Source organism: Xenorhabdus thailandensis (assembly GCF_037996785.1).
GTDB classification, from domain to species: domain Bacteria; phylum Pseudomonadota; class Gammaproteobacteria; order Enterobacterales; family Enterobacteriaceae; genus Xenorhabdus; species Xenorhabdus griffiniae.
In genome coordinates this window covers 147,834-169,252 of the sequence record NZ_JBBMXF010000004.1, presented here as the reverse complement: position 1 = coordinate 169,252, position 21,419 = coordinate 147,834, and the positions used below count along the sequence as shown (strand labels likewise).

The window sequence follows — 21,419 nt, the reverse complement described above, 5'->3', positions numbered from 1 at the left end:
CTTCTCCTTATAAAAAAATCCTACTGATGCTCTTTACGGGGTTACTTTTTCTTTCATCTGCAAGGCCCACAGCCGGGCATAGAGTCCGCCCATGGCAAGCAATTGCTCATGGCTGCCCTGCTCAACGACTTGCCCCTGATCGAGTACCAAAATTCGATCAGCATGGCGCAAGGTATTGAGGCGATGAGCAACACTGATCACAGTGCGACCTTGAGCAATGTGCTGCAAGTTGGCTATCACCGCCGCTTCCGATTCATAATCCAAGGCACTCGTGGCCTCATCCAGCAGCAGAATACCTGGATTAGTCAGCAAGGCTCTGACCAGAGCAATACGCTGACGCTGTCCACCAGACAGGAGCACGCCCTTCTCACCCACCTGAGTGCTGTATCCCTGTGGCAGGTGGCGAATAAATTCGTCTGCCCCAGCCAAAGTCGCTACCTGAATCACTTCAATATCACTGGCTTGCGGCCGACATTGGCGGATGTTTTCTGCCACCGAGCCTGAAAACAGTAAACTCTCTTGTGGTACGACACTCATGTTGCGACGCAGCTCCACCGGATCTGCAATCGCCAGGTCGATCCCATCCACTAATACTTGCCCGTGTTGGGGGATATAAAGGCGTTGTAACAACCGCGTCAGGGTGGATTTGCCCGAACCTGATGGCCCTGTAATACCCACAAATTCACCAGGTCTAATTTCGATATTGAGGTTACGTAATACTTCCTGACCTTCCTCGCTATAGCGAAAACGCACACCTTTGAAGCTCACCCCACCTTGCAACTTGGGGATTGAAGCCAGACCTCCGCTACCGTTTTCTCCCTCTTCATCGAGGATGTCACCAAGCCGGTTCAATGAGATTAACGTGTGTTGAAAGTCCTGCCAGACCTGGGCTAAACGCAGGATCGGTTGGGTAACGTGCTCCGATAGCATATTAAAGGCCACCAGCTCCCCCAGACTGAGTTTTCCCTCCATCACCATAATAGCTCCCCACCACAGTAGCAGGGCGGAGGTCAGTTTCTGGATCAACCCTATCCCCTGTCCGGCGAGGAGTCCTACCACTTTGGCGCGAAACGAGGAATGAACAAACGCAGATAGCTGGCGCTCCCAACGACGCGCGAAACCCGCCTCAGTCGCACTGGTCTTAATCGTTTCAATGCCGGTCACTGATTCGATCAGGAAAGCAGTGTTGTCAGCCCTTAACTCATATTCCCGCAACACCCTGGCACGCAGCACAGGTCCAACGATCATCCAGAACAGGAAATAGAGCACCAGAGAGCCGAGTACCAGCCATGTTAGTTCAGGGGCATAGAAGAACATCACCGCCACAAACAAGCCGACAAAGGCCAAATCCAGTACCATCGTCAGTGCTGAACCGGTAAGAAACTGCTGTATCTGGCTCATTTCACGCACTCTGGCGATGATTTCTCCCGTCTGACGCTGCCGGAAATAGTCCATTGGCAGGGCAATTAAGTGCTGATAGAGACGACTGGAAAGCTCAGCGTTGACTTTACTGGCAAGGTTAGCGAACAGCCAGGAGCGGAGAAAACTATAAACAGGCTCGCACACGGCCAAAATAAGCATGGCAAATCCGAGCACCTGTAAACTTGACAGACTGCGGCTGACCAGCACCCTATCGATCACATTCTCGAACAACATAGGGGTGACTAAGGCAATCAACTGTAGCATCAAAGACACGAAGAGCACGTTTCTGAACTGGGCGGCATGCTTACAAATGGAAGGTATAAACCAGCCAAAACCAAATTTCTGTCGTTTCGGTTGCTCGGCCGCCTCCGCCAGTAACACAACCCTGCCTTGCCAATGGCCGGCGAGAAAAGTCCGGGGATAGTGCTTCTCTTTACCCAAGTTTGGCTGATACAAGACAACAAACTCGCCTTCAACCCTTTCCAGTACTAACCACCCCTGTTCTGTATCCAATAAGACAGGGAGGGGAAGATGTTCGAGACGACTCATCTCTGTAGTGATATAGCGAGCCTTTAAACCGATCCACAGGGCACAACGGCAAAGATCTTGGTAGTCCGTGCGCCCTTGAGTGTGTCCGAGACGGTGACGCAATAACTTCGGCTCCACCGCCACATTGAAATGGCGGGCGGCGTAGGCCAGAGCCAAAAGACCACTATCTACGACGGTAGACTCGTCTCCGCCAGATGGCTCTAATAGGGTAGATTCGATAGCTGGCATTAGCGTTCCTTCAATGCTTCGGACTGGTACTGTTGCAACGGACTGATCAGGTAGTCGATTACCCGTCTATCCCCGGTACGGATTTCGGCGGTAACACTCATACCTGCTTGTAATGGGACTTCACTCTCATCCACTGCAATAGAGGTTCGCTCCATTCGAACCCGAGCAGGGAATACCAGCCCCAGCTGCTCATCCTTAACTGCATCCTTAGAGATATGAGCCACCTTGCCCCGTACGGTGCCATAACGGGTATACGGGAAAGCATCGACCTTAATTTCTACCGACTGACCTGCGTGCACAAATCCCACATCCTTGTTCAAGACCATCACTTCGGCTTCAAACAGAGTATCATCAGGGACGATCACCATCAGTTGTTGAGCCGATTGCACGACGCCCCCCAACGTGTGGATCGCCAATTGCTGCACCACCCCATCAACGGGTGCCCGCAGGGTATACAACCGCAACTTTTCGCGAGTTTTAATTAACTGCTGCGCCATGACAGCGATTGCGGTCTGTGCTTCATTCAACTGGTCATAATATTCGCGGTTGATCTTCGCCAGGTAGCGCTCTCGGCTTTCCTGCAATCCTTGATATTGCTCCTCAAGGACAACCAATTCGGCATGTTGTTGGGAAAGAGAACGTTCTACCTCCAGCCTTTCTTTCTCTTGCCCCAGTAGCTCAACTTTTGATAGCAGATTTTTGGCAGCTAGGATCCGGTGCGCTTCAAGACGTACCTTGATATTGGCTGCAAGATCCGCCAATGCGGAGATATCGGCACGACAAGCGTACTGGTTCGCCTGATTAACCTTCATTTCGCCATCCAGACTGTTTAGATTGGCAACCACTTCTTTCCAGATACTCGCCAAATGCTCTCTCGCTTGCATGGTCTGTGCTGGTGGCGTACTTTGCGGAACCACGAAATTTTCGATAGGAGCATCGGTCAACAGGGCCTGCAATCTCGCCTGTTCCAACTGTTTGAAGTTAAGCTGCTCCTGCAACTCCTTCAACTCAGCTTCAACGCCTAGGGTGTTGAGTTTGATAAGTACATCTCCCGCTTTTACTCTCTGGCCATCGCGAACGAATATCTCTGCAATTTCACCAGTCTCAAGGGGCTGAATTACCTTAGAATTGCTGGATACAAGTAATTTCCCCACAGCATTGGCATGGATATCTAGCCGACCAACAATTGACCAGATCAAAGCGATTAGTAATAACAGAGTCAGTGCCCCCGCAGTGAGCCTTGCCCAAGGTGCTGGAGGACGTTCAATGATCTCCAGATAGCCAGGCTGAAACTCGTATTCGTCACGGGTACGCTTTGGTGCCTTGGGTGCATAACGTTCCTGACGCCAGGCCAAAAGTGCGGTTTTCAGATGCTTGAACGACATCACACCACCTCCTGCCTCAGTTCCTGTTGCAACTGCCACAGTCTGGCGTAGCAACCGCCCTTAGCCAGCAACTGGTGATGGCTGCCCGATTCAGTGATCTGGCCCTGTTCTACCGTGATGATGCGGTCACAATCACGCACCGTAGACAGGCGGTGAGCAATGGTGATAACGGTACGTCCCTGGGAAATCTCAGCCATGTTAGCCTGGATTAAGGCTTGAGACTCATCATCAAGGGCGCTTGTCGCCTCGTCAAAAATCAAAATCTTGGGATTAGCCATCAGCGCCCGAGCGATAGCAATGCGTTGGCGCTGCCCTCCAGACAGAGAACTACCTGCTTCAGCCAGCACAGTGTCATAACCCAGAGGCAACTGGAGGACAAAATCATGAGCACCTGCTAATTTGGCAGCAGCTATCACCTCCTCCAGCGAAGCAGTAGGCTCCTTGAGTGCAATGTTATGGCGCACACTGCGGTTAAACAGGTAATTCTCCTGCAATACGACTCCGATCTGGCTACGCAGGCAGGTAGGATTGAGTTGATGCAGAGGAATACCATCGATCAAGATCTCTCCTCCATCTGGAGCATAAAGTCTTTGTAGCAGACGGGCCAGAGTGCTTTTCCCTGAGCCGGAAGGACCAACTATTCCCAAAGACTCGCCGGCCTTGATATGCAGATTGACCCCTTTCAGTACAGGCTCTTGATCGGGTTGATAACGGAACACCACATTACGCAGCTGTAAATCACCGTTAAGCGGCGTCTGGGGATAAATATCCCCTTGCGCCTGCTCAACAGGCAGATTGAGCATGTCGCCAAGTTTGTCAACAGCGACTCTGGTCAGGACAAATTGCTGCCACAGGTCGATCATCTTAGCGATAGGTTGGCTGATGTGTGACACCATCATATTGAACGCGATTAGCTGACCAATGGTAAGCTCCAGAGCAATAACCTTGTTCGCTCCTAACCAGATAATCCCGACACTCGTTACCTTCTGTAGCAACATCACCCCGTGGCTGACGAAGCTATTAAGAACTTGGGTACGGAAACTGGCTTCAACCATATTTGCGGTTTGAGACTCCCAACGCCGCTGCATATTGGGTTCCACCGCCAGGCTCTTGATGGTTTCGACACCGCTAACGGATTCGTTCAAAAAAGAAGTATTGCAGGCCGCAGTCTGGAACTGCTGTTCAATCCGTTGTTGCAGCGGTTTTGAACTCAACCAGGCCAGCAAGAAATAGAGAGGCAATAACGCCAGTACCACGCAAGTCAGAGGCCATGACAGCCAGGCCATGACTCCAAAGAAAACAAAAGTGAAGGCAACATCTACACATAAGGTCAGCATAGAGCCAGTCAAAAAGTCACGAATACTATCAAGCTCTTGCACCCGAGTGATAATAGAGCCTACCTGACGGTGTTTGAAGTAGAGCAGGGGCAAACCCAGCAAATGCCGGAAGAGTTTAACGCCCAAGGTAATATCGATACGGTTAGCGGTATGCGCAAACAGGTATTCACGTAATCCTCGAAGTATCACTTCGAACACCCCTACCACTATTAGCACGATCACCAGCACATCCAGGGTGGACAATGCCCTGTGTACCAACACCTTATCCATCACTACCTGGAAAAGCAAAGGAGCCACAAGCGCGAGTAGTTGCAACATCAGGGAGAAAATCAGCACCTCACCAAGGAGGTGACGGTGATGAATAAAGGCAGGAATAAACCAGGAAACATCGAACCTGTGGCAACCCTCCCGCAACTGGATCACTTCACAACTCCACCTGGCTTCAAGTTCATCAATAGGAAGCACTTCAGGTGAAGCAGAATAAGGAGACTGGATCAGCGCCTGATTAGGAGAGAGGCGTACTAATACAACAAACCCTCCCTGTTTGTCCCGAAAAGCCAAAGGTAACTGTTTTGGTGTTAGCTTATGGAATTTTAAACGGCATAATGCCATATCAACATTATGTACTTTACCGTATTCTTTTACTGCAAATTTCAGCTTGCTATCAGAGGACAAAGAAGGCGTTTCTTGAGCTTCGCCTTTAATCAACTGCAACAATAATCGGCAACAGTTAAGGGCAGAAGACAACGTATCGGTAGATATATTGTCCTTATCAATCGTAGTACCCATCATGTGATTCCATTCTCATGTTATTGGAAAAAAGCATATTAATAGGATGGTTAATCCACATTAACTAAGGATATCTGTATGGCTGTGGAAAAATTTTTTCATAGTTAAAATAACTAAAAGGTATGATCACAAATAATGATAATTACAAATACTATAATTATTACCAACATCAATCCAGAAAAATAATAACCCTTAAAATCAATTACTTAAATTAAAATAGCAATATTTGTTATTGGATTGTTTTTTATTTCTGCCTGTTTTGTATCTATATAAGTTGCAATTGACAACACGATATGAAACCTGATTTCTCCCCGCTTCGCGGGGAGAAATTACACGCATCTTGAAGTTGGATTGGTATAACTCAGCAATAATCATCATGTTCTGCTACAGGAAACTAAATAACATCGCCTTGTACCAGATAGGTTGGATATATGACGATGATTAAACAACGATTGGATGCCCTTCTTCATTACATTGATGAACATATCGATACACATATGGATGGAGAAAGTTTGAGTAACATTGCAGCTTGTTCTAAATATCACTTTCACAGATTGTTTTCCGCAACTTACGGTATTGGTGTTGCTGCATATATCAGGCAAATTCGATTGAAAAGAGCTATTTATGAATTAGCGTATAACGATAATTCAGTCATAGATATTGCTCTTGCATGTGGATATGAAAGTCCTGAAGCATTCTCCAGGGCGTTCAAAAGTTCGGTTGGTCAAAGTCCTATTGAATTCAGAAAAAAACCTGATTGGTCTGTCTGGCATAGCCACTACCAAATCATAAATAATATTAGGACTAAAATGATGAGTGAGAAATTATCTCCTGTTGAAGTAAAAATCGTCAATTTTCCAGAAACCACCGTGGCAGTAATGGAACACAAAGGCCCACCCTCAAATATTGGTAATACAATTAGAGAGTTCAAGGCGTGGAGAATAAGCAATAAATTATCCCCAGAGCGTCACCGAACTTTTAATTTTGTTTATGCAGATCCTGCAAACGTTGAACCACAAGAGTATCAGTTTGATTTGTGTGTAGAGATCTCGCCAAAGTTTGAGGTTAAGAACGAAATAATTGCATTAAAAACCATTCCATCAGGAAAATATGCTTATGTTAGATACACGGGTTCAGATGAGGGAATCACCCCCATAGTCAATTACTTATATAGAAATTGGTTATCAGAGCATAATCAGGAAGTTCGGGATTTCCCACTATTTTTTGAACGAGTAAAGTTGTTCCCAACAGTGACTGAAGCCGAAGCTATCACTGATATTTACCTGCCTCTGGCGTAAAGTTTTGCTACGTTAGCTTGACGATAGTTCCAGTCTCTTAATCAGATCTCTTCGATTAAGAGACTGGCTACTAGTTCAGAAAATTCGCCATCCAGAATAGATATTCCTATCATATTTAATATGGTATTAAGAGGAATACCAATTAGATGACAGATGAATGTTTTTCTGTTAAATAGCAACAGCAAACTTGAAAATATAAATGAATTTCCCTGGTGATGCCCTAATCGGACGCTACATTTTTATAATAAATAAGGATGGCAGACAGTTACTACGGAACGGTGAATTTCGCATTTTCTGTCTCCATCACCCTAATTAAAGATAATCATTTTTATCGTAAATTAAATGGGTGAAAAACACTCTTGAAATTAAATTAAAAAGATGATAGCGATTGCTTTAGGGGAATTTTAGTTTCATTTACAAACAATTATATCCAAAATTATTACAATGGAAAGGTATCTTTCAAAATGAAAATACATATTACTGACACTCCAAATTCCCTAGATGAAGCATATGTCATTCAAAATCTCTGGGCACATAACCAACAATATAGTGATGTTGATATCCGACCACTATTTCTCACTATCACTGATGATAATAACCAAATTATTGCCGGCCTCGTTGCTAAAACCTGGTGGGGAGGTCTTGAAATTCAATATCTTTGGGTGGATGAGAAACACCGTAAAAAAGGCTTTGGAAGACAACTTATGTTACAAGCTGAAGAAGAAGCATTAAAAAGACACTGCCATATGGCTTATGTTGATACTTTTAGCTTTCAAGCCAGAGGTTTTTATGAAAAGTTAGGATACAAAGTCTATGGAGAGCTTGGAGAATACGCCCACAAGTACACTCGCTTTTATCTCGCGAAAAAATTCAGTGTGTCCAATCATATGAGATAAAAAATGAAGTTTCCCTACAACAATAACAACTCCTATCTAAAGGGATTAATCGCCATGATGGAACATCTGAGCGAACCTTGGGGAATTAAAGATTTGAACTCCCGCCATATCTACATGAACAAAGCTGCATATTTCTACACTAATACCCCCATAAATTTTGATATAGAGGGAAAGTTTGATAATGAGTTTCCGGCTGACTGGGCTGAATTGGCCGAAGATCTAACAAATCATGATAAAATGACCGAAGAATCCCAAGATAAAGTTTCTGTTATAGAAACACATTATTGGTATGGTCGGGACAGTTTAACACCATACATTAGTGAAAAGTATCCAGTATACAACAGCGACAAAAAATGTATTTGGATCGTATGGAATGCTAAGCCTCTAAATACATTGTCCCCTTTACAATATATCAATCAACATAAACCCAGCGTTTTGACTACAGAAATTGATACCAAACTGTTTACCAGAGCCGAGATGGATATCATTTTTTTTATGCTTCACCGATTTTCAAATAAGGAAATGGCCAAAATATACAATGTGAGTAACAAAACCATAGAAAACAGGATATATAACATTTACCAAAAAGCCAATGTCCATTCTCTCCAACAATTTGAGGAATTTTGTAGGCATTTACATCTGGATAACTACATCCCCGAACGCCTAATTGAGAAAGGTATTCTCTTTATCTAAACTCCAGAGGAATCACGAAATATCATGGTCAAAATTGAAAATTATCCATTGAGCCGAGTACCACAAACACAACGTGTGTCATTGTTAAGCGTGGCTATTGTGCATATGGGCATGTTGACGGCATTGGACCAATTTATGCTTGGAGCTGTGTTGGGCAACTCTATGGCTTTAATCGATGCTTTTATTGCTATTTTCGTCGGCAGCTTGATCTTTGGCATTGTCACATTTGGGCTCGGTTTCGCGGGAATGCGTGAAGGCTTATCCGGCAGTCTATTGGCTCGGTGGTGTGGTTTTGGTCGCATAGGATCTGTATTAATAGGCCTAGTGATTGCAATCAGCTTATTAGGCTGGTTTGGTATCCAAAACGCAATTTTCGCCCACTCCCTTAATTTTGCCTCCGGCGATAAACTTGGGTTTGGCTGGTCAGCAGCTTTCTCCGGCACTTTATTGACAACACTGGTCGCTTTTGGCTTTAAGGCATTGCGTTTTACCGCCAGAATCGCTGTTCCTCTGTTCATTTTGTTGGTTGCTTATATCTCCACTATAGTACTGTCCGGTAACACCACTCAGCAGCTACATGAAATTATTAACTTACCTTATTCTGGTGATACCTTAACCATTAGTGCAGGTATTACGATCGTCGTGGGTGGCGCAATTGTTGCAAGTTTAATGACGCCTGATTTGACTCGCTACACCAAATCAGGCAAGCATGTTTTTGGGATCACCTTGCTGACCATTATTGCAGGAGAATTTGTGATTAATGGCCTGGCGATCCTTATCGCAAAGGCTCTGAATACGTCAGATGTGGTCACTATTATGTCACAAGTGGCAGGAGGAGCAGGTCTTTTAGTTGTCGTTTTCTCCACATTGAGGGTCAACGATTTAAATCTGTATTCTTCATCATTAGGTATTATCAATGCCGTAGAGGGTATTACTGGCAAAAAACTCCGTTATCCCCCAACGACCGTAATTATTGGAATACTTGGAACGCTACTTTCTATTCTGGGTATCCTGGAACGGTTTGTGGATTTCCTGACTGTGTTGGGTGTTGTTTTTCCACCCATTATTGGGATTATGTTGGTTGATTACTATATTCTGCGTTCCCATCGCAAGATATTAGATGAGAGCCGAGAGCAAGGCACACTTCCGCATGAAACACCAACTATCGGCTGGGCTGCCATTATTGCCAGTGTTATCGGCAGCGTAATTGGCCTGGTGGCAGAATGGGGTGTTCCAGCAATTAATTCATTATTGCTAGCGAGCTTAACCTATGGGCTATTTAAGTCAGTTTGTAAACGCGTTTAGCAAATCACTCTATGATATTGCTCCCCTAAATGGGAGCAATACCTAACGGCTGGCATGTTTCTCCGCATATTCTTTGCCATTAACCCATTGATGATCTTTTTCCCAAGTAAATAACCACTTGCGTGTCGGACCAGCCATAACATTGAGGTAGTAACTGTCATAACCCGCGATGGTAGCCACAGGATGATACCCTTTTGGCACCATCACCACATCCTTGTTATAAACCGCCATTGTTTCATCCAACGAGCGGTCGTCGGTATAGACTCGCTGGACACAGAAACCCTGGGGGGGATTCAGGCGATGGTAGTATGTCTCTTCCAAGTAAGTTTCTTGCGGCTCGTTGTCAGTATCGTGCTTGTGGCTAGGATAAGAACTGGTGCATCCTTCATCGGTATAGACTTCAACAACCAGCAGACTATCCGCCGGTTGATCATCTGGCAGGATATTATGGACATAGCGTCGATTATTACCATTGCCACGCTGTTCAGCCCCAATATCTTGTGGGGCGATTAAGCGGGTGGGATAACTGCCTTTTCCTTTCGCCTGACATACCGCCAGTTCCAGTTGAGTCTCGGCAACGATTTCCATCATTTCATTAGGTGCCACATAGACGGCATAAGGCTTTTTGCGCTCAAATGGATCCATGCGCTCCCCAATTTTTTCAAACCGTTGCTGAGGTGTCACTACCGTGGCTTTTCCTGCCACCAGTACCAAACACGTCTCATTTCCTGAAGCGGGTAAGGTGATGATTTCCCCTACATTCAATTCATAAACCGCAAAATGAACATATCCCCAGTCTGCTGTTTCCGGCGTAATATGCTGCGTTCGTTTGCCCTGATTTGGTGCGTGGTATTTTGACAGTAGTTTAGACATTTAACCTCCTCCCAATCTCCGCGTTTAAATCAATCCCGCTGCTTTGGCAAATTTATGCAAATTGCGATATCCCATCGTGGCATAAGTCAATGGATGGGCAACAGCAGGATCTTGTTCTGCTTCAACCACTAACCAGCCGTGATAGCTATTTGCTTTCAAAATAGCAAAAATGGCTGGATAATCGACGCAACCATCTCCTGGTACGGTAAAAACACCACTTAATACCGCATCAAGGAAACTGGTTTTACGATTTTTGACATCTTTTAACACGTCAGGCCGAATGTCTTTGCAATGCACATGATTAATACGTTTGCACCAACGTTTTGCCACTGTTAATGGATCATCCCCCGCAAAGGTCAGATGCCCTGTATCCAATAACAATCCCACTTCTTCACCTGTATTTTCCATCAGGTTATCGATATCTTCCGCACTTTCAATCACCGTTCCCATATGGTGGTGATACGCAACCTGTACACCTTGTGATTGAGTATAACGGGCAAATTTTGTCAGTTTTTCACCATATTCCTGCCAACGCTCTGCCGGAAACAGTGGTCGAAGATGCACTGGCTTTTCCTGATTGCCATGAATGCAGTGGGTCACTTCAGCAAATACCATCACTGTAGCCCCTAGTTCGCGCAACAGGGTCAAATGCGGCTGAACTGCGACAATCTCTTCTTCAACACTGCGTGTCAGAAGTTCAGCGGAATACCAGCCAGACACGAGCTTCAAATCATGAGCAGCCAAAATGGGGCCTAAAATCTGTGCCTGACGAGGGAATTTATTGCCCAGCTCGAAACCTGCAAATCCTGCTTGTCGCCCTTCTGTCAGGCAAGTTTCCAACGGTGTTTCTTCCCCCAAGGATGGCAAGTCATCATTGGTCCATGTCAAGGGGTTGATGCCAAGTTGAACAACCATGAAGATTCTCCTGTAAAAAGTGCTGTTTTATTCGCTTTGTTATTCAGCTATCCGCGCTGACGCCAGTAGTCAATCAGGTTGTGATAATTAGTTTTTATTTTCTGGATAAGCGTTTCATCATCTATTTCTCCCGCCAACCATTGCAGTGACGGTTGACCGAATAGCGTTCTGCCAACGGCAAAACCTTTGACGATAGATTTACCCGCTGCTGCATTGAAACTGGCTTTTAAGATCGTTTCCGGTGCATCAAGGCCAAGGATCACAACCCCATGACAATAAGGATCACGCTGTCCAATTAATGCAGCGATTTGGTCCCAGGTTGCAGATTGCATCGGTGGCAATTTCCACCAGTCCGGTTTAATACCAAGATTGTAAAAACGCTGGAGCGCCCGTAGATAAAGCTCATCAGAATGGGGCATATCGACTGGCAAAATCACTTCCAGCAACAATTCATGACCAGACTGACAACAGGCGGCATAAACTTCTTGTACGGTTTTTTCCTGTTCCAGACGCAGTGGGTGGCGATCTTCTGGATGAAAGAACACTAAACATTTAACAATATGTTCCCGCGGCCAACTAACTAGCTGGGAACCAATATCACCATGTTCGAGGCAAAGTGGTCGGGAGCCAGGCAGTTCAATCGGACGACCAATCCATAACCCTTTCCCTGTTGCAGCATTCAGTACATCTTGACCAAAACTGCTGTCACATAATATCCCCGCTCTTCCTGCCAAATAAGCTTCTGTGCTGACTTCCTGACTGGCACGGAACAGGAGTTGTTTCAACTGTGGAATTCGCTCAAGACCAGCATTCACCTCGCGCGCCATTTCGACAAACTGGATACGATGATCAAATGCCATGACACATAATTCATCCCATTGTTTATGACGATTGCTAACCCGATGCAGGTGATTGAGATGTGGATCTAAATCTGGGGATCGTACTTCTGTTGCTCGCCTTAAATAGTTATCTAACTCCGTCTTATCTGGCATAGCGGGCGCACACCCATGACGGGAAACAACCAACGCTCCACAAGCATTGGCATAAGTGCAAGCCTGTTCCCAACTTTCGTTATTAAGGTAGCCGCGCAATAAACCAGACATAAAGGCATCCCCAGCCCCCAAAACGTTCAAGACTTCTACCTTGACGCCCCGTACAGTGATCCCCTCGTCTAAGGTATCGGGAATATTGGCAGCAAATACCGAACACCCTAATGCACCACGCTTACAAACCAATGTTGCCGCCGTTAATGTCCGTATTCGACGCAAAGCTTCGACAGTATCCGTAGTGCCACCCGCAATATGAAATTCCTCTTCGGTTCCCACAATCAAGTCAAACAGGGAAAGCACTTCTTGCAATTGTGCTGTCACTGGTTCAGAAGCGATATAACGAGTTTCACCGTCACCTAATGATGTCAATCCCCACAGTACCGGACGATAATCGATATCAATAACAGTCCTGACACCATTGCAGCGGGCGTAAGTCAGAGCAGTCAAAACAGCATCACGAGTTTGTGGATGGGAAAGGTGAGTTCCGGTGATCGCCAGACAACGGGCAGATGCAATATAATCTTCGTTGAAATCATCTCGGGAGATCGCCATATCAGCACAATTATCACGGTAAAAGATCAGCGGAAAAGTTTCGTTATCTTTAATGCCGAGTAAAACCAAAGCCGTTAACCGCTCTTTGTCGGTGATCAAATGGCTGGTATCACAACCCACCCGCTCCAGTTCTTCACGCAAAAAGCGGCCCATGTGTTCATCACCAACCCTTGCCAGCATTGAGGATTTTAATCCTTGACGTGCTGTTCCATAGGCGACATTACCCGAAGAGCCACCTAAGTATTTTGCAAAGCTTGTCATGTCTTCCAGACGGGAACCAATTTGTTGACCGTACAGATCAACCGCAATACGTCCCATGCAGATCACATCCAACTTTCTATGCTGTTCCATTGATTCACCTCTTACCGGATACGCTATTTTGCTGAACGCCTTATATTGTTCGCTTTCGTTACCCCTTTGAGCCTACCGGAAACCAGACTTTAGTTAATTTCAGTGACATTAACCCAGCATTTCTCTTGGTGGGAGCACAAGATAGCGTCCAAAATGCGTGAAACTTTCCAGCCTTCAGTAAAATCAGGCCATATGTCTTTACCCAAAGCGATACCATCTATCAGGTCTCGAATTTCCACGGTTTTTTGGTCATTGAAGCCGATGCCATGCCCTGCACCATTGCAGAAAGGAGCATAATCGGGATGCTCAGGCCCCACTAGAAGAGTTTTAAATCCCTGGCGATTTGCAGGCTCGTCATGACGATAAAGCTGCAACTCTGCCATCCTTTCCTGCGTAAAACTCAGTGTGCCTTTAGTGCCTGTGACTACATAACTCAACCCCATTTTGCGGCCACACGCGATACGGGATGTTTCAATGACTCCCATTGCTCCTGTATCGAAACGCACCATTGCATGTGCCTGATCTTCATTTTCAACCGGGAGCATCACAGAAGAGCCTGCTTTTTCAGGGCGCATTTTCACTACCGTTTCCAGATCACCACAAACAGTCACAATATTCCCCACCAAATAGTGCGCCATGTTGATAATATGGGCTGCTAAATCTCCCAAGGCTCCCAATCCTGCATGTGCTTTAAAACAGTGCCAGTGGATTGGGCTAAGAGGATCAGCCATATAGTCCTCATTATGAGTACCGTAAAAATGCACAATCTCACCAATTTCACCATTGGCAATAATCTCTTTCGCCAACTGTGCTGTAGGGTTTTTCATGTAGTTAAAGCCAACCAGAGTCTTAACTCCTGCTTGAGTGGCAGCTTCTACCATCTGTTTTGCATCATAAGAGTTCAATGCCAATGGTTTTTCACAATAGACATGCTTACCGTGCCTGATAGCTTCCAACGCCATTTCTTTATGCAAAAAATTAGGCGTGCAGATATCAACAACATCAATTCTCGGATCAGAAACTAATTCATGCCAGTCGCCTGTCGAGCGCTTAAATCCAAGGACTTTTGCCTGTTCACCAGCCTGCTTTGCCGTCACATCAGCAACCATTTCACGTATCAATCGCCCCTTTAGCGGAAATACTGTAGGCGCCTGGGCATAAGCAATAGTATGAGTTCGGCCAATATAGCCTGTGCCAATTAATCCGATACGAATCTCTTTCATGCAATTGATCCTCTATGCTTTTAATCTTTGGTTTCACTATCTGGGTTCTTAGCTTTGTTCTCCAGCTAACCAACTGAGATTGATTGCAATTCCTTCTGATTCCACAAGAAACATTTATTTTAAATAAAATTGGGAACATAAATTTGACATCGTGATCCAGTAAGGACTTTTCTGCTAATTGCGCTCTTATTTTTCTGATATCCCTGTTTTTTCTGATGTGCTCGTCACCACCGGACGTTTAAATAACACCCTGCCTATCTGGTAGAAAACATAGCCCAATATACTAGCGACAAAGAGATAGTAGAGCGCCATCACATAAGCCGGCACGTTCTCAGCAAGGAAAACATACATGGAGACAACAGCCAGTGTAATTAAGCATCCTGCCGGTTTAACCATCGACCAAGGGGTAATATCCACCTGTTCTGTATACACTTCCTGATAAGATTCAGCTGGGAAAAAATACCCAATCGTCAACATGAAAATGATATTCAGGACAAACAGAATGCCAACCAGATGGAAGAAATGAATATTGAAGTTCAAGATAAAGTGACAAATGATGTAAGCCGACATACCAAACAACAATCCCAGCTTTGCTGCAATCGGGGGAACCCGTTTTGTCATCAGCCCAACCAGAACTACACTGAGGATCGGAGCATTGAAGATCCCTTGTAGCTGTTGAATCAGGTAGAACAAGCCATCAGGCGCGTTAGCGACAAATGGGGCAATGAGCATCGTTGCCAGTGCAAGACCAATACCTAAATATTTACCGACTGTCACAGCCTGTGTTTCAGTGGCATTCGGGTTAATTCGTGGCTTGTAAATATTGACGGTAAATAATGTCACGGAAGAGTTGAGACCACCGCTGAATGTCGAAAATACAGCTCCCACAACTACCGCAGCAAAGAAACCAACCAACACTTTAGGCAATACCAATTGCACTAATGCAGGATAGGCATTATCTGGGTTGTCTATTTGGCCATTAAAAATATGGAATGCAATTATCCCTGGTAAAATAATAATGGTAGGAATAATGAGCTTAAATAAAGCACATAACATTACGCCTTTTTGCCCTTCCGCCAGATTCTTAGCGCCCAATGATTTCTGCACAATGGATTGGTTAGTACACCAAAAGAACATGTTGGAAATCAGTAGTCCTGTGAACAGGGTCGAGAATGGAACAAGTGAATCTTCACTGCCGATGGAATTAAACTTCTCTGGGTGGGTCTGATAGACATCAGTTAATCCTTTCCATACACTGCCATCTCCCACATACAACAGGGCAAATACCGTTACCATCAAGCCGCCCACAATCAAGCCTACGCCATTAATGGTATCGGCCACTGCAATCGCTTTGATCCCACCAAAGATTGCGTAAATTGCCCCCAATCCTCCCACTCCCCAAACCATGATCCAGAGTGCCGTGGTTTTATCGACCTGAAAAACCCGGGAAACCTGAAACAGACTTTCCAGAGCAATCGCTCCGGTATACAGAACGATAGGTAATAATGAGATCACATACATCGCCAAAAATAGGATTGATGTAATTAACAACGTGTTTTTATCAAACCGGCGTTCAAGATATTCTGGGATGGTTGAAATACCTAATTTCAGATATTTCGGCAAGAAATAAATAGCAAATAGGACAATAGTTAAAGCCGCAATCACTTCCCAGGCCATAACAATAAACCCAGTCCTTAACGCCAGCCCATTCAAACCGACCAAATGTTCTGTAGACAGATTCATGAGCAACATAGAGCTGCCGATATATATTCCTGTCAAGGAACGCCCGCCAAGAAAATAGCCTTCAGTCGAATCACTTAAGTGTTTGTTGTGCGTTTTATAATAAGCAAACCCGGCTACCAATAAGGTAAAGCCAATAAAAGAAAGAAAAGCTAACATATACCCTCCCCCCTGATTAACCGTTTAGAGCCATATAGTTACCTCCGCTGAGGATTATTTCCTTTGCCACCGCCCTCAGAAATCTATTGGGTACAAAACGGCCTGCCGAAGTTATGGCTGCCGGAACAGATATGTGATTTTTATGAAATAAATGTTCCAGTAATGTTTGTTATTGAATATAATCGTTATAGTTTGATTTCCTTACCGGCTTGCAAGGATTCGAGTGCCTTGTCTGCGAGATATAAAGCCCGTTCTCCATCAATACCATTTGTCTCAGGCATTACCCTGCCAGCCATGACATCAACAAAATGGCTCCATTCCGCGATGTATGCGTCACGGTAACGTTGCAAAAAGAAATGTTCTGGTTTCGCGGCGGTACAACCGTTTTCTCCCCAGAATTCCACACTGTTTTCCTTTATATTTCCGGCAGTCAGAAGCCCTTTTTCGCCATGCAGTTCCAACCGTTGGTCATAACCATAACCGGAACGACGGCTATTGGTGATGGTTGCCATTACCCCCGATGGAAATTGCATGACAATAAACGCAGTATCGATATCACCCGCCGTACCGATCGCTGGGTCAACCAGATTGCTGCCCTGGGCATAAATAGCACATGGCTCTTCACCAATGATAAAACGAGCCATATCTAAGTCATGAATGGTCATGTCTCTGAACATACCACCAGACACACGAACATATTCTGCGGGTGGCGGGGAAGGATCACGGGAGATAATAAGTAAGGATTCTGCCTTACCAACCGTTCCTGCATCAAACAGGTTTTTCAGCCGACGAAATTGCGGATCGTAGCGACGATTAAACCCGACAAACAGAGGAACCTGACACTCTTTTACCGTCGCAAGACACTGATGAACTCGTTCAAGATCAAGGTGAACCGGTTTCTCGCAGAAAATCATTTTATTGTGTCGGGCGGCCAGTTCTATCAGATCGGCATGGGTATCTGTTGCTGATGCAATCAGGACACCATGAACATCAGGATCTGACATCGCTTCTTCAGTGGTCTGTATTTTAGCCTGATATTGGTGTGCCAATGTCTTAGCACTTGTCAGATGTGGATCTATCACAGAATAGAGGTTAGTTTCTTTATGGTTAGCAATGTTAACAGCGTGAACCTGCCCAATTCGCCCAGCGCCAAATAATGCAATATTGAACATGAATGCTCCTTGATACCTTGGTATCTGCTTTTTGGTGTGGATGAAAACATATCAAATAAAATATTTATTTCAATTTTGTTTTATTTGAAAATTTTATTTTTTAGAGCTGGCTCATATAACTTTCACCAAAGAGCGCCTTGCCAATAGTTTCATTCATAATCTATTTCTAAACTTTATCATTTTAAGTAAATTATAGTATTTTTTAGTAAATATGATTTTTTAATAAATTAAAAAAGTTAGATTGCCATTTTTCATAAAAATATTTTCTAAGGCTATGTGTGCAAGGTTTATTAATAGAAAAAATGAGTTTATCTGCAAATAATGAAATTTTTGAACATATACATGCGTTATTAGTTAACCAAAGAGGAACATTATTGACAGAAGAATATTTCTCAGGTCGTGACGAGGTATGGGGTGAAGATATTGGCAAAATAGATTTCAATAAAGATACCTTACATGACATAAGATCAGTGACAAAAAGCATTGTCTCTATTTTATATGGCATAGCTATGGAATATCAGCAGGTTCCTCATTTAGGAAGTTCGATAATTGAGCACTTCCCCGAATATCGCAAAGATGCTAATTTCGATCATATTAATATAGAACATGCGCTTACTATGACAATGGGCATAGAGTGGAATGAAAATTGCTCTTATCATGATATCAGCAATGATGAAATAGGTATGGAATTGGCACAGGATAGATATGGATATATTTTTTCCAAAGCAGTGACAGGTAGAGCTGGTGAAACATGGTGTTACTCGGGGGGAAGTACTGCTCTCTTAGGTCGCATAATAGAAAAATATACGCATTGCACTTTGCCTGAATTTGCCAATAAAGTATTGTTTAAGGAATTAGGTATTACGAACTTTAAATGGCATAAAGGAATAGATGGCGTCGCATCTGCGGCTTCTGGATTACGTCTAACTGCGAGAGATTTATTGAAGATAGGTCAGTTGATATTAAATAAAGGCAGATGGTCAGGAAATGACATTGTTCCTGCCATATGGATAAAAGAATCTATTACCCCCCGATTTTTCACAGGGACAGAACATTATGGCTATCTTTGGTATATTGATCAATATAAATCCCCTGTAAGTGGTCATACATATGATTGGTACGCGGCATTTGGCAATGGTGGACAGATATTATTGATTATCCCTGATCTAGAATCTGTTATTGTTATTTTCAGTGGCGAATATAATAAAGTTGACATATGGAACAGTTTATTTTCCTTGTTAGAAGAAATTATATTCCCCAGGCTAGAGGAGAAAATATAATATTATGTGGCTGTCCTAGATAACAATTACATTTCCAAGTTCAGTTATGAAAAAGATGATTTAAACTTAACAAAAAAACCAAAAAAAATGAAATTCAGATTAAAATTAATCTTGTCAAAAAATAGATTCATTTGGTCTATTTCAAGGATATTATTAACTCATAGAAAAAATACCATATCTGACTAAGTAAAAATCTTATAACTCTTTAAACAATCAATAACATATAAGGCCTGAATAAACAGGCCATTACGTTATCGGCTAATACTGACGCGCTTTTTTCTCCACGTATTCCCTGATTTTTTCCGCTGATGCAGCAATTTCTGGATTATCAGCAAGCTGCGCAGTTCCTGTTCTCCACCATGATGCATAATCATGTGTCATGGTTTTGGGCAGTACTTTAATATCGATTAGCGTCGCACATGGCTGCTTCTGCGCATCCTGCAATGCTGCGATCAGTTGTTGTTCATCATGCACCCGATAGCTTTTACAACCATAACTTTCCGCATTCTTGGCAAAATCCACCGGTATCAAAGCGCCGTCCAACCTGCCATTTTGCTGATTACGATAACGATTTTCCGTGGCAAAACTTCCCATGCCTTGGCTCATTTGTAAGTTATTGATGCAACCAAATCCCGCATTATCAAACAGTAGCACGGTGATCTTAATGTTTTCCTGAATAGCCGTTTGTAATTCACTGTTTAACATCAAATATGAACCATCACCGACCATTGCGTAAACTGGCTGTTCAGGACAAGCGAGTTTTGCCCCCAATGATGCAGCAATTTCATATCCCATACAGGAATAGCCATATTCAAGGTGATAAGTATCAGGCACTTTCGGTTGCCAAACACGCTGTAAATCTCCCGGCAGAGAACCCGCAGCTCCCACAATGATAGCGTTGGGTTCCAAATACTGATCCATCAAGCCAAGCACACGGGTTTGAGTCAGATTGGTTTGCAACGTTTCGCTGTACTCTTCCAATTTTTCATCCAAATGCCCCGCGATCTCCGGCTTAAATCCAGCCTGATATTGAATGAAAAATAATCGTTTCAATTCCCGTTGCCAATTTGCCTTCGCCTGAACAATTTCTTGTTGCCACTCTGAACGCCATTCTGTTTTTGACAGTGCCTGTGTGATGGCATTGAGTCCTTCTCTGGCATCTGCCAGTACACCTACGGCATCCAGTTTGCAGGCGTCAAACTCTGCTACATTGATGGTAAGGAATTCCACTTCCGGGTGTTGGAACAGTGATTTTGAGGCCGTCGTAAAATCGGTAAAACGGGTGCCAACACCAATAATCAAATCGGCTTCCTTAGCAAGCTGGTTCGCTGCCAAACAACCCGTTGTGCCAATGCCGCCGCAATTCAGTGGATGGGCAGCCACAACCGTACTTTTTCCCGCCTGAGTTTCAGTAAATGGGATATGGAAGGTTTCAGCAAAATGGCGGAAAGCTTCATGAGCTTCGGAGTAACGTACACCACCACCACAAATCAACAGCGGCTTTCTCTTCCGCTGAATCAGTGTAATTGCCTCTTGAATACGCACCTGAGAAGCTGGACGGCGTTCAATCTGGTGAACCCGTTTCTGGAAGAAGTAATCTGGGTAATCCCATACTTCTCCCTGAACATCTTGCGGAAGGCAGATCGTGACAGCACCCGTATCTGCCGGATCTGTTAATACTCGCATAGCGTGCAACATGGCTGTCATCAATTGCTCTGGCCGCGAAATGCGATCCCAATAACGGGATACCGGACGGAAGCAATCATTGGTGCTAATGGTGCCATCGCCATATTGTTCAATCTGCTGTAAAACGGGATCAGGCTGGCGGCAAGCAAAGGTATCTCCCGGCAATAATAGTAATGGAATACGGTTCGCTGTTGCCGTTGCAGCAGCCGTCACCATATTGGCCGCCCCAGGCCCGACAGAAGAGGTTACGGCAAAAATCTGCCGACGTTTTTTCTGTTTGGCAAATCCCGTCGCAATATGTGCCATTCCCTGTTCATTACAGCCCTGATAAACGCGAAGATGTCCCGATTCCTGTTCCAATGCCTGCCCTAAACCTACCACATTACCGTGACCAAATATCGTGAGCACACCTCGAATAAAAGGGTATTCTTCTCCATCAACATTGATATATTGCTGGTTAAGGAATTTGATCAAGGCTTGAGCCATTGTCATTTTCTGCGTGTTTATTGCTCTGTTC

At 44.4% G+C, this 21,419-nt stretch carries 15 protein-coding genes and 1 pseudogene; 6 read left to right on the top strand and 10 right to left on the bottom strand.

What is annotated here, in order from left to right:
* Window positions 1-33 precede the first annotated feature (33 nt).
* Complete coding sequence (locus AAC853_RS01770) at window positions 34-2,199, bottom strand: type I secretion system permease/ATPase (RefSeq protein WP_340613509.1); 2,166 nt, start codon at window positions 2,197-2,199, stop codon at window positions 34-36.
* Window positions 2,199-3,467 carry an HlyD family type I secretion periplasmic adaptor subunit gene (locus AAC853_RS01765; protein WP_422824164.1) on the bottom strand — a complete coding sequence of 423 codons (1,269 nt, stop codon included), beginning with the start codon at window positions 3,465-3,467 and terminating at the stop codon, window positions 2,199-2,201. Before AAC853_RS01765 ends, AAC853_RS01770 begins: the two co-directional genes overlap by 1 nt.
* Here AAC853_RS01765 and AAC853_RS17740 point away from each other — a divergent pair.
* Window positions 3,453-3,635: pseudogene (locus AAC853_RS17740) on the top strand (hypothetical protein); the annotation flags it as partial. The gene AAC853_RS01765 and the pseudogene AAC853_RS17740 sit on opposite strands and share 15 nt — an antisense overlap.
* Here the strand turns inward: AAC853_RS17740 and AAC853_RS01760 are convergent.
* Entirely contained in the window at window positions 3,584-5,710 is a 2,127-nt protein-coding gene (locus tag AAC853_RS01760; RefSeq protein WP_340613507.1) for a type I secretion system permease/ATPase, read from the bottom strand. The pseudogene AAC853_RS17740 and the gene AAC853_RS01760 sit on opposite strands and share 52 nt — an antisense overlap.
* Window positions 5,711-6,147: 437 nt before the next feature.
* On the opposite strand from AAC853_RS01760, the gene AAC853_RS01755 reads away from it, so the two are divergent.
* The 4 genes from AAC853_RS01755 (at window position 6,148) to AAC853_RS01740 (ending at window position 9,902) form a co-directional block, all read left to right on the top strand.
* On the top strand, window positions 6,148-7,008 hold the full coding sequence (locus tag AAC853_RS01755; protein ID WP_340613506.1) for an AraC family transcriptional regulator: 861 nt from the start codon (window positions 6,148-6,150) through the stop codon (window positions 7,006-7,008).
* A gap of 464 nt (window positions 7,009-7,472) precedes the next feature.
* Window positions 7,473-7,904, top strand: a complete 432-nt coding sequence (locus AAC853_RS01750; RefSeq protein WP_340613505.1) for a GNAT family N-acetyltransferase — start codon at window positions 7,473-7,475, stop codon at window positions 7,902-7,904.
* Window positions 7,905-7,907: 3 nt separating this feature from the next.
* Window positions 7,908-8,597, top strand: coding sequence for a helix-turn-helix transcriptional regulator (locus AAC853_RS01745; RefSeq protein ID WP_340613504.1), 690 nt, complete (start codon window positions 7,908-7,910; stop codon window positions 8,595-8,597).
* Window positions 8,598-8,621: 24 nt separating this feature from the next.
* Window positions 8,622-9,902 carry a cytosine permease gene (locus AAC853_RS01740; protein WP_273557933.1) on the top strand — a complete coding sequence of 427 codons (1,281 nt, stop codon included), beginning with the start codon at window positions 8,622-8,624 and terminating at the stop codon, window positions 9,900-9,902.
* A gap of 42 nt (window positions 9,903-9,944) precedes the next feature.
* Here the strand turns inward: AAC853_RS01740 and iolB are convergent, their stop codons facing one another.
* The 6 genes from iolB to iolG form a co-directional block, all read right to left on the bottom strand.
* Window positions 9,945-10,775, bottom strand: coding sequence for a 5-deoxy-glucuronate isomerase (gene iolB, locus AAC853_RS01735; protein ID WP_340613503.1), 831 nt, complete (start codon window positions 10,773-10,775; stop codon window positions 9,945-9,947).
* A gap of 24 nt (window positions 10,776-10,799) precedes the next feature.
* Window positions 10,800-11,690: a myo-inosose-2 dehydratase gene (iolE, locus tag AAC853_RS01730; protein ID WP_340613502.1), complete on the bottom strand. Its 891-nt coding sequence runs from the start codon at window positions 11,688-11,690 to the stop codon at window positions 10,800-10,802.
* A gap of 47 nt (window positions 11,691-11,737) precedes the next feature.
* Window positions 11,738-13,642: a bifunctional 5-dehydro-2-deoxygluconokinase/5-dehydro-2-deoxyphosphogluconate aldolase gene (locus AAC853_RS01725; protein WP_340613501.1), complete on the bottom strand. Its 1,905-nt coding sequence runs from the start codon at window positions 13,640-13,642 to the stop codon at window positions 11,738-11,740.
* A gap of 89 nt (window positions 13,643-13,731) precedes the next feature.
* The gene (locus AAC853_RS01720; protein ID WP_340613500.1) at window positions 13,732-14,865 is read right to left on the bottom strand and encodes a Gfo/Idh/MocA family protein; all 1,134 of its coding nucleotides are present in this window, start codon (window positions 14,863-14,865) and stop codon (window positions 13,732-13,734) included.
* A gap of 186 nt (window positions 14,866-15,051) precedes the next feature.
* Complete coding sequence (locus tag AAC853_RS01715) at window positions 15,052-16,764, bottom strand: solute:sodium symporter family transporter (protein WP_340613499.1); 1,713 nt, start codon at window positions 16,762-16,764, stop codon at window positions 15,052-15,054.
* Between the two features lie 185 nt (window positions 16,765-16,949).
* Complete coding sequence (iolG, locus tag AAC853_RS01710; RefSeq protein WP_340613498.1) at window positions 16,950-17,936, bottom strand: inositol 2-dehydrogenase; 987 nt, start codon at window positions 17,934-17,936, stop codon at window positions 16,950-16,952.
* Between the two features lie 278 nt (window positions 17,937-18,214).
* On the opposite strand from iolG, the gene AAC853_RS01705 reads away from it, so the two are divergent.
* Window positions 18,215-19,216: a serine hydrolase domain-containing protein gene (locus AAC853_RS01705; RefSeq protein WP_340613497.1), complete on the top strand. Its 1,002-nt coding sequence runs from the start codon at window positions 18,215-18,217 to the stop codon at window positions 19,214-19,216.
* 258 nt (window positions 19,217-19,474) lie between these two features.
* Here AAC853_RS01705 and iolD read toward each other — a convergent pair whose 3' ends face one another.
* On the bottom strand, window positions 19,475-21,409 hold the full coding sequence (iolD, locus tag AAC853_RS01700) for a 3D-(3,5/4)-trihydroxycyclohexane-1,2-dione acylhydrolase (decyclizing) (RefSeq protein ID WP_340613554.1): 1,935 nt from the start codon (window positions 21,407-21,409) through the stop codon (window positions 19,475-19,477).
* Window positions 21,410-21,419 lie beyond the last annotated feature (10 nt).

Bases quoted from the DNA above. Each gene is read 5' to 3' on its own strand.
- AAC853_RS01770 (WP_340613509.1), bottom strand. From the start codon at position 2,199: ATGCCAGCTATCGAATCTACCCTATTAGAGCCATCTGGCGGAGACGAG.
- AAC853_RS01760 (WP_340613507.1), bottom strand. From the start codon at position 5,710: ATGGGTACTACGATTGATAAGGACAATATATCTACCGATACGTTGTCT.
- AAC853_RS01755 (WP_340613506.1), top strand. From the start codon at position 6,148: ATGATTAAACAACGATTGGATGCCCTTCTTCATTACATTGATGAACAT.
- AAC853_RS01750 (WP_340613505.1), top strand. From the start codon at position 7,473: ATGAAAATACATATTACTGACACTCCAAATTCCCTAGATGAAGCATAT.
- AAC853_RS01745 (WP_340613504.1), top strand. From the start codon at position 7,908: ATGAAGTTTCCCTACAACAATAACAACTCCTATCTAAAGGGATTAATC.
- AAC853_RS01740 (WP_273557933.1), top strand. From the start codon at position 8,622: ATGGTCAAAATTGAAAATTATCCATTGAGCCGAGTACCACAAACACAA.
- iolB (WP_340613503.1), bottom strand. From the start codon at position 10,775: ATGTCTAAACTACTGTCAAAATACCACGCACCAAATCAGGGCAAACGA.
- iolE (WP_340613502.1), bottom strand. From the start codon at position 11,690: ATGGTTGTTCAACTTGGCATCAACCCCTTGACATGGACCAATGATGAC.
- AAC853_RS01725 (WP_340613501.1), bottom strand. From the start codon at position 13,642: ATGGAACAGCATAGAAAGTTGGATGTGATCTGCATGGGACGTATTGCG.
- AAC853_RS01720 (WP_340613500.1), bottom strand. From the start codon at position 14,865: ATGAAAGAGATTCGTATCGGATTAATTGGCACAGGCTATATTGGCCGA.
- AAC853_RS01715 (WP_340613499.1), bottom strand. From the start codon at position 16,764: ATGTTAGCTTTTCTTTCTTTTATTGGCTTTACCTTATTGGTAGCCGGG.
- iolG (WP_340613498.1), bottom strand. From the start codon at position 17,936: ATGTTCAATATTGCATTATTTGGCGCTGGGCGAATTGGGCAGGTTCAC.